Consider the following 13,566-nt stretch of genomic DNA (forward strand, 5'->3'; position numbering starts at 1 on the left):
CTATTCGTTACCGGTCGCCCCGACCGGTCAGTGCCATTCGAACCCTGACGATGAGCGCCTCGTCTTGGCCCGGGAGCACCGTTCGGGGATCGAGGACGAGGGCGTCGTCCTCCACCCGGGCGATCACCGGGGGCTCACCGTGCCGCAGCGCCACTGCCGCTGCCTGGGGATCGGCCAGGGGCAGGGCCAGCACCACGGTGGGCAGGGTCTGTCCCGGCAACGAGCCCCCGCCCACGGCGCTTCGGCTCGGGCGCAACTCCCCCCGCCCCAGAGCCTCCCGCCAGCGGCGCGCCCGTGCCTCCAGGTCGGACACGTCGGCGGCGATCATGCGCCAGACGGGGACCGACTCCGCCTCGGCTCCCCGGCGGTACTGCAGCAGGGTGGCCTGCAGCGCCGCCAGGGTAAGCTTGCCCACGCGCAGAGCGCGCATAAGCGGATGCCGCCGCAGGGGTGCTACGCTCTCCTCCCGTCCCACGATGACACCCGCCTGGGGCCCGCCCAGGAGCTTGTCGCCACTGAAGCTCACCAGGTCGGCTCCGGCCTCCAAGCATTCCTGTGTGGTAGGCTCATGGGCCAGTCCGTACGCGGCCGTGTCCCGCAGAGCGCCGGAGCCCACATCGGCGTAGAACCGGGCGCCCACGCTGTGCGCTGCTTGGGCCAGTTCCTCTAGCCCCGGCTCGTGCACGAATCCCTGAAGCTGGAAGTTGCTGCGATGTACGTACATGAACAGGGCCGTCTGCTCGCCCGATGCCCGAAGGTAGTCCTCCACGTACGTGCGGTTGGTGGTACCCACCTCGACCAGGCGGGCCCCGCTCTGGGCCATCACCTCCGGAATGCGGAACCCCCCGCCGATCTCCACCAGCTGGCTGCGCGAGATCACCACTTCTCGGCCCTGGGCCAGGGTCATCAGCACTAGCAAGACTGCCGCGGCGTTGTTGTTGACCACCAGGGCGGCCTCGGCACCCGTGAGCTCGCAAAGGTCTCGCTCGGCGTGAACGTGCCGCGACCCCCGCCTGCCCTGAGCCAAGTCGTACTCCAGGGTGCTGTATCCCCCCGCCACCGAGGCCATTGCTTCGAGAGCCTCGGGTGCCAGCGGGGCCCGGCCAAGATTGGTATGCACGATAACGCCGGAAGCGTTGATCACCGGGCGCAACGAGGGTCGGGTAAGGGCCTCCACTACCTGGCGCACCGCTGTCGCCCAATCCGCCTGCGGCGGTTCGCCCTGAAGCAGCCTTTCCCTCTCGGCCTGAGTGGCCTGACGAGCCGCCTCCACCACCACGTCGTGCCCCCAACGCTCCTCCAGGGCCCGCACTTCGGCCAGCTCAAGCAGCGCTGAGACGCTCGGTATGTGGCGCAAGGACCCGCTTTCCCGATTCATGGGCACCCAATGTGAAGCAGTGCAAAGAATATAGCGCCGGTCACACCGTCGGTCAAGCGCTGGTGAACGCAGGGTGCCTTCAGTCTGGAGGCGAATGGCGGCAACGGCGCCGCGCAACTGTCACCCCTGCCGTCGGGGCGAATCTTGTATTCGCCCGGATCCTGCGTTCGCCCAGGCCACCGGTCAGGGGCGCCACGGGCGAACACGAGATTCGCCCCCACGCACCGGTCTTGATGTACCCGGCGATCTGCAACCGGCTTTACACATGATGCGGGCTATACTACACTAGGCACCAGGATAGACAGCGCATTCAGACTGTTGCCAAGAGTGTGACCGAGCAGACCAATGACCCGAATCGCGTGGAGTAGCTCCCCGTAACCAACCTCACCCTCTTGCGCTTGCCCCTCCGTGTGACAGGCTCCGGGGCGACAGCGTGGTCGCCTGCCGGGCATGTGCCGGGCGAACGCCATCCTCCAGCACGTCCGCCGGGTCATGGCCACCCCGATCTCGCTCCATAGGGAGGTCAGGCGCCGGATTAGCGTACGGCTTCACGTAGATTGGAAGGAGGTGATGACTGCCGATAGAGCAAGCGACTGTCACGACCAACTCGAGACATTGGGAGGAACGACTATGTTGTGCCAGCTAAGGAAACCTGTCAGTCTGCTTATCGTCTCAGTTCTTGCGCTCTCTCTGTTAGCAGGTTGCGGGGGCGCGCCGGCGGCTACAGCCACGCCTCTCCCAGCTCCCACCGACACCCCGGCGGTTGCTGAAGCCCCCACCGACACCCCTGTGCCCGAAGCGACACCAACCGAACCACCCGCCGAGACTCCCACTGCCGAGCCCACGCCTGAACCGGTGACCGAGATCTCGGGCACCATCCGCGTAGGAAGCTGGGAGAGCGGCGAGGCCCTGGACCCGTGGAACAGGGCCATAGCTGGTTTCCAGGCTATGTACCCGGACGTCACGGTGCAACTGGAGGCTGTGCCTCAGGGCTACGGCGACAAGCTTCTGACCCAGTTCGCCGCCGGCACCGCCCCCGATGTGTTCATGGTGGGCGACGGCGACGTGGCCCGCTTCGTGCAACGGGGAGCGGTCGAGCTCCTCGACCCATACATCAACGGAAACAACCCTCTGGATCTGAGCCTGTTCCTGCCTGGCCTGCTGGAGATCGGCCAGATAGACGGACAGACGTACCTCCTCACCAAGGACTACAGCCCTCTCGTGGTCTACTATAACAAGGACCTCTTCGACGAGGCGGGTCTAGATTACCCTCAGGCGGGGTGGACGTGGGACGACTTCCTTGCCACCGCCCAGGCACTGACGGTGGATGAGGACGGCGACGGCCAGATCGATCAGTGGGGCATCCAGCTGCCCAACCACTGGGGTGACGTCACGTGGTGGCGCGGTATCTCGCCCTTCGTCTTCCAAGCCGGCGGTGACATCCTCAGCTCTGACGGCACCACCACCACCGGCTACATGAATAGCCCGGAGACCGTGGAGGCGATTCAGTTCTACGTCGACCTCTATCGGGAGCATCAGGTGGCCCCCGGCCCAGAAGACCTAGGGGCTCTGGCAGGTGTAGACCTGTTCCAGACCGGAATGGTCGGCATGCTCTGGACGGGGCGCTGGCCGCTGGCGGACTTCAAGGCGAACCCCAATCTCAACTTCGGGACCGTGGGCCTACCCATGGGAAAGCAGCACGCCAACTCTATCTGCTGGGCCGGCTTCGCTCTCTATAGCGAGAGTCCCAACAAGGATACCGCCTGGGCCTTCCTGAAGTACATCGCCGCGGAGGAGGGGGCAGAGGCCTTCGCCGACTACGCCCTGACTGCCGTGGCACCGATCGCCGAAGCGCAGGGCCTGACTGAGGACCCCTACGACGGACCTATCATCGAGGACCTACAGTACCTCCACCCCCTGCCTGAGTTCCGCACCATGTACTTCTCCGAGTGCGTGGAGCAGAACTTCAAGGCCGCCGTGGAACGGCTCCTTCTCCAGGGCGGTGACGTCCAGGCAGCCATGGATGAGGCGGCAGCGGCAGCCGACGCCTGTCTGGCGCGGCAGCAGTAACCGCAGCGGCGCAACGCTGCTGCTGTCTGATCGGCAGGTGGTGAGACGGCCCGCAGCCGTCTCACCACCGTGCTTATGCTCAATGACTTGCCATCGGAGGTAGGGCATGGCCCTTGCCGGTCCACCCAGCGTCCTTGAGACCCGACACAGAGCTCCCCGAATCCGTCACGAGACGGTCATCTTCTACCTGTGCATCGCCCCTTGGCTCATCGGCCTCATCGCCTTCATCGCCGGCCCCATGGTCGCCTCCGCCGGCCTCAGCTTCACCCGGTGGGACATGCTTAGCCCACCCGAGTGGGTGGGCCTAAGAAACTACGTCACCATGTTCACCGAGGACCCGGACTACTGGCAGTCCTTACGGGTGACCGTGGTGTACTCCGTCTTCAGCGTACCTCTCCGCCTGTCGGCGGCGCTCTTCCTGGCCATCCTGCTCAACGAGGCCACCAAGGGCGTCGGCATCTTCCGCACCATCTTCTACCTTCCCAGCATCGTGGCCAGCGTCGCCGCCGCAGTGCTGTGGTCGTGGATCCTGAATCCCAGGTTCGGCCCCGTCAACGGAGCTCTTCGCCTGATCGGGATTAGGGGTCCGGCCTGGTTCTCCGACCCCGGGTATGCTCTCTGGGGTCTGGTGCTTATGAGCGGCTGGGGCGTGGGCGGGGAGATGCTCATCTTCCTGGCCGGCCTCAAGGGCATTCCCTCCACCCTCTACGAGGCGGCGGAGATAGACGGAGCCGGCCGTTGGCCCCGGTTCATTCGGGTGACGCTGCCCATGTTGAGCCCCGCTATCTTCTTCAACTTCGTCATGTCCATGATCGGCTCCTTTCAGACGTTCGACACTGCCTACGTCATCTCCACCGCTCGGGCCGGAACCATCGGAGGGCCGCTCAGATCCACCCTCTTCTACATGCTGCACCTTTATCGTAATGCGTTCAGCTGGCTCAAGATGGGCTATGCCTCGGCCCTGGCCTGGGTCTTGTTCCTTATCATCCTCGGGCTCACCCTTATCGCCCTGCGCTCTTCGGCCCTGTGGGTGTATTACGAAGCGGAAAGAGGCAGGTAGTGCCATGTCCGGAAACCCTCTCGCCAATGCTCTTTCCCGTGGCCTGTGGTCGTGGACGCGCAGCCGCAGGATAGAGAAGCTGGTGCACGATGTCGTCGTCTACGCCCTCCTCGTAGGGCTTGGCGCCCTCTTCGCCTTCCCCTTCTTCTGGATGATCTCCTCCGCCCTGAAGGCCGAGTACCAGATCTTCGTCTGGCCGCCACAGTGGATCCCCAACCCCGTGATGTGGAGCAACTTCGCCGAGGCTCTCGCCAATCCCTTGCTGCCATTCCACCTGTTCTTCCGCAACACTATGATCATCGAGGTGGCAGTCCTGACAGGCCGGCTGATCTCCTGCACCGTAGTCGCGTATGGCTTCGCGCGCCTCACCGCACCGGGCAAGAACTTCTGGTTCGCCATACTCCTGGCCACCCTCATGTTGCCCAAGCCAGTAGTGATGATCCCCAAGTTCATCCTTTTCAATGAGCTCGGCTGGGTGAACACCTTCCTGCCCCTTACCGTACCCGCCTGGTTCGGCGAGGCGTACGCCATCTTCCTGATGCGCCAGTTCTTCATGTCGGTGCCGGTGGACCTGGAGGAGGCAGCCCACGTCGATGGGGCCAGCACCCTCCAGACCATACGCTACGTGATAGTGCCCCTGAGCATTCCGGTGCTGACGGTAATCGCCATACTGAGCTTCAAGGACAACTGGAACGACTTCATGGAGCCCCTCATCTACCTCAACAACGCCCGCCTCTACACCCTGGCCGTGGGCCTGGCGTTCTTCAATGGCCAGTACGACGTCCGGATGAACCTTCTCATGGCCGCTTCCGTGGTGGTGATGCTGCCCCTGGTGATACTCTTCTTCTTCGCCCAGCGTGCCTTCGTGGAGGGAATCACTCTCACCGGGTTGAAGGGCTGATCGTGAGCGTGAGCATGCCGCCGGTTGTCCGACATCTCCTCCGTCGCCCGCCCCACCGGCGACGGGCACGGTCCTAGCCCGGGAGCGCGGGGTGCCATCCACGCCCCTCAAGCGCGAATCGTCCCCGCCTGGGGCTGCCGAGGCCCTGGCCCTTTCGGTGGCAGGACCTGCCGCTCCGGCGCGGGTGTACTACCTGTCGCTGGCCCTGGCCCTGACCTCTGCCGCCGGCCTAGCCTACGAGATTGGCTTGACGCGGGTATTCTCCCTGCTCTTCCAGTACCACTATGCCTTCCTTGCCGTCTCGCTAGCGGTGCTGGGGCTGGGACTGGGAGCGGCGACGGCCGCCCCTCTGCGTCGCCCTGGGAGGTGGGAGCGCGACCGGCTTCCCCTGGTAGTCCTGGCCGGCCTTATCCTCGCCTTTCCTCTAGTAGGCATCCTCCTGGCTCGGCTGCCCACGGGCAGCTCAATCCTGCCCGCAGTGGTCATCGCGCTGCTGCCTTTCGTCCTGATCGGGCTCTTCAGCGCCCTCGCCTTCGCTCAACTGCCCCAGTACAGCGGATGGCTCTATGGGGCGGACCTGCTGGGCGCTGCCGCAGGCGTGGTTCTGGGACTGGGGTTGCTGGCACTGGGCGGGGCCTTCAACCTGGTCGTCTCCTTGGGCCTGGTGGCCGCCCTGGCCGCCGGTGCCGCTAGTCTCTCCGATCGGCACCTTCCTGTGTGGGCCCCGCTGGCCGGACTGGCCCTGGGCACCCTGGCTCTGGCCGGTAGCCTGGCCTTCGGGGTGGCAGACCTCGCCTCCGGCTCCCTGGCGGGCGCGGCCCGAGACAAGACCATGTTCCAGGTGCTGGCCGACCCGGCGCGGCAGGCCCGCGTAGTCTACACCGTGTGGCACCCCTTCGCTCGGGTGGACGTGGTCCAGACCGCCGATCCCTCCGAGATGCTGGTCTTCACCGACGGGGGAGCGGGCAGCTACATGATCCGATTCGACGGGGACCTGGCCCACCAGGCCCACCGGCAGCAGACGGTGGAGTTCCTCCCCTTCACCGTAGCCCCTGCCGAACGCGTCCTCGTCCTGGGTGCGGGAGCGGGCAAGGACGTGCTGCTGGCCCTGTTGGCCGGCGCCGGTGACATCACCGCGGTGGAAGTCAACCCCGCCATCGTGAAGGCGACGCGCCACTACTCCCAATACAACGGCGCCATCCTCGATCGGCCCGAGGTCACCCTGGTGATGGGCGACGGCCGTGCCTTCGTCGAGCGCAGCGACGAGCGCTACGACCTGATCTACCTCAACCTGGCCTACACCCAGGCGCCCGAGCCGGTGAGTCAGTCCCTGGCGGAGAACTACCTCTTCACCAGGGAAGCCTTCGCCGCCTATCTGGATCGCCTGGAGCCGGATGGGCGGCTGGCCATCGTTTCTCACAACGCCCTGGAGGCGAGCCGGGCCGCCCTGACCGCTCTGCAGGTGCTGTCCGAGCGGGGCGTGCCTCCCGACGAGGGGCTGGATCACATTAGCCTGCTCATGCGGCCCCACTCCGATCCCACCCTGCGGGAGTCAGTCACCATCGTGGGAAGGCAGCCTCTGGGCGGGGAAGAGCTTCAGCGCTTGGCCGCCTGGGCTAACCGTCTGGGGCTACAGCCTTTGCACCTGCCCGGGCTCTTCGAGATGCCGTTCGCCCCCCTCCGCCAGGGCGCCACGCTGGAGGAGTTCCTGGCCGGAGACCCCTCCTACGACCTCCGGCCGACCGCTGACGATCGACCCTTCTTCTTCAAGCTGGACCCGGGCTTGCCTTTCCCAGTCCGCCAGGCTCTCGTGGCCTCGGCCGCACTCGCCCTCGCCCTGTCGGCGGTGGCCATGTACGCCCGGCGGACCGAGTGGGCCGCATCGGCAGCGGGCCGGCTCTCGGCGATGCTCTTGTACGCGGCGCTGGCCGGCATGGGCTTCATGCTCCTGGAGCTGCCCCTGATCCACCAGTGGCAGCTGGTGGTGGGCCATCCGGTGCTCTCGCTGGCCATCATCCTGACGGCGCTGCTGTTGGCCGGCGGTGCCGGTAGTTGGCTCAGCCAGAGGTGGCCCCGCCGCAGCCTCCCGCGTGCCGCCGCAGGGGCCTGCCTCGCCATAGCCGCTCTGGCGCTAGCCTTCCGATGGCTGCTGCCCCCAGCCACCGCGTTGTTGCTGAGCGCGGCCCCAGCCTGGGGCCTGGCCGCCGCCGGCCTGGCGACCATCATCTTGGGTGTGCCCATGGGGATCCCTTTCCCCTGCCTGCTCCGGCTGGCCTCCGACAGGCAGGCGGACCGAGTGCCGCTTCTGTGGGCCACCAACGGGGCGTGCTCCGTTCTGGGCTCGACCCTGGCCATAGCCGCAGCCATGTTGTGGGGCTATAGCTGGGCGATGGTGGCTGGAGCCGCCGCCTATCTGCTGTTGGCCGGAGTGGCCCGGTGGCTCCGGTAGCGGACCACGGCACCGCCCTCGCCGCTTTAGGGGCGTGAGGGCATGAAGCGCTACCGGGCGCGCACGCCATCGCCGGAGGCCCCGACTGCGATTGACTCCTAGATGGGGCCGGGACATACTCCTGCAGGTGACACAGGCATCGTCAGTCTTCAGGCTACACAGGAGCAGGAACGTGCCCGGACGCTTCCTTGAGATCTACACCAACTGCTACGGTCAGTTCGGTCTGGAGGCCGCCATTGCCCACGCTCCCACCGTCGGCGTGACCCATCTGGAGGTAGCCCTGAAGCCTCACGGCGGCCACCTGGTGGTCCCGGCCGAGGTCATCCTCACCGATCGCAGCCCCGACGAGCAGGTCCAGACGGTGAAGAGGGCGCTGGCACAGGCGGGCGTGTCGGCCAGCACCGGCAACGGCAGCGCCGACGTCAAGACGGCGGAGGGCAGGGAAGCCATCAAGCGGCGCCTCGACATCGCCGCCGAGCTGGGAGCCCGCTGGTTCACCGGCAGCACGGGGCAGGCGGAGGATAAGCGCGACCTCTACCAGGGCACCCTGGAGATCGCCGACTACGCTCAGCGCAAGGGCATCCTCATCTGTCTGGAGACGCACCCGCCTCTGGTGACCAACGCGGACGAGGCCCTGGCCACCCTCAGGGACCTGCAGCACGACAACATCCGCGTCAACTGGGACACCGGCAACATCTACTACTACACCCAGGGTCTGGACGGGGAAGAGCAACTGCAGAAGATCGCCCCCTTCGTCGGCCACGTCCACCTCAAGGACAGCCGCAAGGGCTACAAGGACTGGTACTTCCCTGCCCTGGGCGAGGGTACCATAGACCTGGGGCGGTGTCTGGAGATCCTCAGGGGAGTCGGCTTCGAGGGTCCGTACAGCATCGAGATCGAGGGCATTGCCGGAGAGGAGCCGCTTACCCTGGAGCAGCGCCAGGAGAACATCCGCAAGTCGGTGGAGCATCTGCGGAGCCTGGGCCTTCAAGACCTGGACTGACCCGGGAGCCTGGAGTCAGCGAACCCAGGCGAGGACCTATGTCCTTGCCGTCCTCTTCCTCCGACAGAGCCGCAAAGGCGCCAGGATACCCCTTCAGCATCTTTGCGGCTCTGCGTCTTGGCTTGAGGCCACCCAACCCGCGCCGTGCCGAGGAACCCCTACCTGTGCTTTAATGTACGCGTAGTCTCTGACAGGTCACGGCGGAGGGCGCCGGCGAGTTGCCGCAGCAAGTTCTGGTGGTGGACGACGATAGGGAGATAGCGAGAGTCCTGCGGGCCTACCTGGAGCGGGACGGCTTCCGCGTGCTGACCGCCTTCGGCGGGGAGGAAGCCCTCCACACCCTCAGGCGAGAACGGCCCGACCTCATCGTCCTCGACCTCATGCTGCCCGACCGCGACGGCTGGGACCTGACCCGCCTGGTCCGCTCCGATTCTTCCCTCCGGCACATCCCCATCATCATGCTCACCGCTCGCACCGAAGAGGCCGACCGCATCGTCGGCCTGGAGCTGGGCGCCGACGACTACGTCACCAAGCCTTTCAGCCCCCGCGAGGTGGTGGCCCGAGTCCGGGCCGTCCTGCGGCGGGCCTCACCGGACGCTCCAGCGTCTCCCCTCCTGCGGGTGCGCGGGCTGGAGCTGGACCTCGACTCGCATCGGGCCGCCCTGAACGGCCAGGAGCTCGACCTGACCCCCACCGAGTTCCAGTTGCTCCGCGCTCTTATGCGTGCCCCGGGGCATGCCTTCACCCGGCTGGAGCTGATCGAGGCCGCCTTCGGCTACGCCTACGAGGGGATGGAACGCACCGTGGACAGCCACATCAAGAACCTCAGGCGCAAGATCAGCGGCGACAACGACCCCCAGGACTACATCCAGACCGTCTACGGGGTCGGCTATCGGCTGCAGGGGGAGGGATGAACCGGCTCTGGGTGCGCCTGACGCTCTCTCACGCCGCTTTGGTCCTCCTGGGCATCCTCCTGGTGGCCTTCCTCACCGGCCAGGCCCTGGAGCTCACCCTTCGGCGAGAGGCGGCCCGGCAGGCCCTGGAGGGCACCGACCTGGTAGCCCGCCTGGAGGAATGGAACCGGGCCCAGGGTCGCGGCATGGGCATGGGGTGGATGCACCGCATGAGCCCGGGCGCGCCTCGCGTCATCCTGGCCGATCGCAATGGCTTGGTGGTATATGACTGGCAAGGCGAACCCGGCCGCTACCTTACCGCCCTGGAGCGCCGCCTGGCCGTCCGCCTCACCGACGGCGGCGAGTTCGCCGGCTACGTGCTGCCCCTCTCGGTGTCGGCCCTCTCCCAGGAGTACGCCGTCGTGCTCCAGGTCATGCGGCGTACCATGCTCATCGCCGCCGGCGTGGCCGCCCTAGGCGCCTTGCTAGCCAGCCTGCTGGTGAGCGAGAGCCTCTCGGCGCCCCTCCGCCGACTGGTGGCCGGGGCTCGGGCGGTGGCAGCGGGCAAGCTGGAGCACCGCATCGAGGCCGGCGGCCCCGACGAGGCACGAGAGCTGGCCCACGCCTTCAACCACATGGCCGCCAGCCTGCAGGACGCCGAACGCCGGCGGCGCGAGCTCACCGCCGACATCGCCCACGAGCTGCGCACCCCTTTGACCGTCCTCCAGGGGAACCTGAGTGCCATGCTCGACGGGGTGTACGCCCCCAGCGAGGAGGAGGTGGCCGCCCTCTACGACCAGGTGCTGCGGCTCAACCGGCTAGTGCACGACCTGGGCCAGCTGGCCGAGTTCGACTCGGGCCGGATGTCACTGGAGTTGGCTCCGGTGGATCTGGCCGAGTCCCTGGAGAGCTCGCTGACCATCTTCCGCCCGGCGATGGAGGCCAGGGGGATCACCCTGGTGGGGGACTGGCCCTCCCACCTGCCGCCGGTGCTGGCAGACGGCTCCCGCGTCGGGCAGGTGCTGGCCAACCTGCTCAGCAACGCCCTGCGACACACACCCGAGGGAGGCACCGTCCGGGTGGAAGCCAAGCCGGCTGACGACGCGCTAGAGGTCTCCGTCTCGGACACGGGAGAAGGCATCTCCGAAGCGGAACTCCCCCACATCTTCGATCGGCTGTGGCGAGCGGAGCACTCCCGGTCCCGCGAGCACGGTGGCTCCGGCCTGGGCCTGGCCATCGCCCGGCAGTTGGTGGAGGCGATGCATGGCTCCATAGGCGTCACCAGTTCTCTGGGGCAGGGGTCGCGCTTCTGGTTCCGCCTGCCGGTCGCTGCAGTGCCCTCGGCCAGTCTGGCAGCGCCCCCGGCGCCTCAGAGGTAACGGCTCCGCCGGATCAGAAAGCTCGTTCCCGATCCACCACGTTCAGCAGCGGCCCGCCGGCCAGGTACCGGCGCACGTTCTCGGCGAACAGGTCCATGAGCCGATCGTAGTAGGCCGGGCTAAGCCAGGAGATGTGGGGGGTCAGGATCAGGTTCTCCCGATCCCATAGGGGGCTGTTCCCGGGTAGCGGCTCCACTTCGGTCACATCCAGGGCAGCACCGGCGATCCACCCCTCCCGCAGGGCGCGCTCCAGTGCCCTCTCGTTCACCACCGTACCCCGCGACATGTTGACGAACATAGCCTCTGGGCGCATGGCCCGGAACTGGGCCTCCCCCATCATCCGATAGGTCGCTGGCGTGCTGGGCACGGTGACCACTACCACATCGCTCTGCGCCAGGAGCGACATCAGGTAATCGGGCTCCGCCAGCACATCCGGCAGGGTTCCCTCGGGGTCGCCAGCGCCGGGGAGGACGTAGCCGGTGTCAGCGGGGCGATCGGCGCCCACCATGGTAGCCACCAGCCTCATCCCGAAGGCCTTGGCCAGCCGACCCACCTCCCGGCCGATGCTCCCGTAGCCCACCACTCCCATAGTCAGGCCGGCCAGGTCGCCCATGGGATGGCCGAGGGGATCGGTCGGCACCCAGACGTGCTGCTTCTGCCGCTCCCGCAGGTAGGGCAGCCGGTGGCGAAAGGCCAGGATAGTAGCGAAGGCCCACTCCGCCATCGAGCGCACCTGGATGCCGCTGGCGGTGCAGATGACCACGTCGCTCCGCCAGAGGTCTCCGTCGAGGAGCAAGTTCACGCCGGCGCTGGCGGTCTGCACCCAGCGGAGGTTGGGCGCAAGAGCGGGGTCGAAGTCGTGATCGCCGCCGATGATGGCGACCTCGGCGTCGCCTACATTGGGCCCCACCTCGGAGGGGTGGCGAGCCGTCACCTGGCGAATGACTGCCTGGGGAACCAGGCGGCGGAGCCGGTCCCACTGCACCTCGGTGAAGCTCATGGAGGAGAAGATGACGGGAGCGCTGCCACCCATTGAAGGCCTCCGGTAGCGAAGTGGGCGGCATTATAGCATGGGCCGCGCCGGGCACCCGCACCTTCCGACCGGCGGAGGGGGCCCCCAACCCGCAGCGGAACCACGCCCCTGTCGGGCCGGCCTACACCAGGTGGAAGTCCGTCTGTCGGCCGTCCAGGAAGATCGGCCCCTCGCTCGTGAAGGCGGCGTCCTGCTCTAGCATGAAGGTCACCTCCTCCCCGCCCCACTCGGGCACGGGCAGGGTGACGCTTAGCTCCACCGTGTAGCAGGTGTTCGGGCGCATCACCACGTCGCCCCGCCCGGGGATGGGCCCCTGCTCCCAGGGCAACCCCATCAGGGGGCCCGGCTCGTGGAGGAAGTGACCCAGGGAGTGGGAGTAGATCTTGGGCCGGCTCAGCACCTCAGCGCGGGCTCGTTCCAGGGCCCGAGCGTGGATCTCGTTGCCGCTCAGGCCCTCCTCCCAGGAGGAGACGAAGATCTCCTGCAGCCGGTTGGCTTCGCTCATACCCGCCCTCAACCCCTCGGGCGGCTGCCACTCGCCCGGACGCAGGACGTAGGCCAGCTCCTGGTGGTCGGTGGTCAGGCGCAGGTACTGGAGGCCCACGTCACAGTGGAGCAGGTCGCCCGGCCGGATGGCCTGGTCTTCTTCGCCCCATCGCTCCCGGTCCTGCGGACTGCGAAAGAAGCGGAAGTGAGGGCTGAAGGAGACGTCCAGCCCCAGGCCCCGCACCCGCTCCCAGTAGTGCCAGCGCAGGTCCTCGCCGGTGGTCATGCCGGGGGTGATGACGCGGCGGGAGAAGCACTCGGCGATAAGGGCGTGGGCGATGGCGCACGCCTGGGAGTACAGGTCCAATTCCTCCCGAGTGCGGGTCTCCAGCCAACGGATGCAGGCCGTCTCCGCCGAGACCAGGCGGGAGGAGAGGTCCGGCCCCAGCGTCTCCACCAGCTTGCGCTCCAGGCTGGCGGTCAGGCCATCGGCGGCCCAGATGACGTCGGAGCGGTTGACCCCGATGCGTCCGGGATTCCGCTCGGCGATGACCCGGCGCAGGGCCTGCCACTGGTCCTCGCCCGAGTCGCGCCGCCAGGCGGTGTCCATGAGGCCCCGCATGTCGGTCAGGGAGAGGTTGAGCCGCTCGATGCCCGCCTCGCCCCCGCGGTCGTGGAAGACCACCACCTGGAGGATGGGGGTCCAGGACTGCCAGGGGATCATGGTGCGCAGGACGGGGTCGAGGTTGTCCTCGTGGCAGAGGATGAGCCACATATCCAGCCCGGCCTCGCGCATGGCCATGGGCAGCACCGTCTCGAAGCGGCGTCGCAGGACGTCGTTGGTGACGGCGGCCTGCTGGCGCAGACTCAGAATCGCCGGCTCGACCATACTCAAGGCCCCTCCCTCAGCAAGT

At 67.2% G+C, this 13,566-nt stretch carries 10 protein-coding genes; 7 read left to right on the forward strand and 3 right to left on the reverse strand.

The genetic code is table 11. The features are described 5' to 3' along the window. Positions 1 to 7: 7 nt before the first annotated feature. Complete coding sequence (locus tag HPY83_10645; GenBank protein NPV08403.1) at positions 8 to 1,378, reverse strand: L-seryl-tRNA(Sec) selenium transferase; 1,371 nt, start codon at positions 1,376 to 1,378, stop codon at positions 8 to 10. A gap of 789 nt (positions 1,379 to 2,167) precedes the next feature. On the opposite strand from HPY83_10645, the gene HPY83_10650 reads away from it, so the two are divergent. From HPY83_10650 to HPY83_10680, 7 genes are all read left to right on the forward strand, one after another. After that, the gene (locus HPY83_10650) at positions 2,168 to 3,448 is read left to right on the forward strand and encodes a sugar ABC transporter substrate-binding protein (protein ID NPV08404.1); all 1,281 of its coding nucleotides are present in this window, start codon (positions 2,168 to 2,170) and stop codon (positions 3,446 to 3,448) included. A 106-nt stretch (positions 3,449 to 3,554) separates the two neighbouring features. After that, entirely contained in the window at positions 3,555 to 4,508 is a 954-nt protein-coding gene (locus HPY83_10655; protein ID NPV08405.1) for a sugar ABC transporter permease, read from the forward strand. A gap of 4 nt (positions 4,509 to 4,512) precedes the next feature. Beyond that, positions 4,513 to 5,409: a carbohydrate ABC transporter permease gene (locus HPY83_10660; protein ID NPV08406.1), complete on the forward strand. Its 897-nt coding sequence runs from the start codon at positions 4,513 to 4,515 to the stop codon at positions 5,407 to 5,409. Positions 5,410 to 5,500: 91 nt separating this feature from the next. Then, complete coding sequence (locus tag HPY83_10665; GenBank protein ID NPV08407.1) at positions 5,501 to 7,858, forward strand: class I SAM-dependent methyltransferase; 2,358 nt, start codon at positions 5,501 to 5,503, stop codon at positions 7,856 to 7,858. Between the two features lie 172 nt (positions 7,859 to 8,030). Further along, entirely contained in the window at positions 8,031 to 8,861 is an 831-nt protein-coding gene (locus HPY83_10670; protein ID NPV08408.1) for a sugar phosphate isomerase/epimerase, read from the forward strand. Between the two features lie 218 nt (positions 8,862 to 9,079). After that, on the forward strand, positions 9,080 to 9,775 hold the full coding sequence (locus HPY83_10675) for a response regulator transcription factor (GenBank protein ID NPV08409.1): 696 nt from the start codon (positions 9,080 to 9,082) through the stop codon (positions 9,773 to 9,775). Continuing rightward, entirely contained in the window at positions 9,772 to 11,133 is a 1,362-nt protein-coding gene (locus HPY83_10680; GenBank protein NPV08410.1) for a HAMP domain-containing histidine kinase, read from the forward strand. The genes HPY83_10675 and HPY83_10680 overlap by 4 nt, the downstream gene beginning before the upstream one ends. A gap of 13 nt (positions 11,134 to 11,146) precedes the next feature. Here HPY83_10680 and HPY83_10685 read toward each other — a convergent pair whose 3' ends face one another. Together HPY83_10685 and HPY83_10690 are read right to left on the reverse strand one after the other, a co-directional pair. Further along, a complete protein-coding gene (locus tag HPY83_10685; GenBank protein NPV08411.1) occupies positions 11,147 to 12,166 on the reverse strand; it encodes a D-2-hydroxyacid dehydrogenase in 1,020 nt (339 codons plus the stop codon). 121 nt (positions 12,167 to 12,287) lie between these two features. Beyond that, entirely contained in the window at positions 12,288 to 13,547 is a 1,260-nt protein-coding gene (locus HPY83_10690) for an aminopeptidase P family protein (GenBank protein NPV08412.1), read from the reverse strand. Positions 13,548 to 13,566: the final 19 nt, after the last annotated feature.

This window comes from Anaerolineae bacterium (genome assembly GCA_013178015.1).
Lineage (GTDB): Bacteria > Chloroflexota > Anaerolineae > DRVO01 > DRVO01 > Ch71.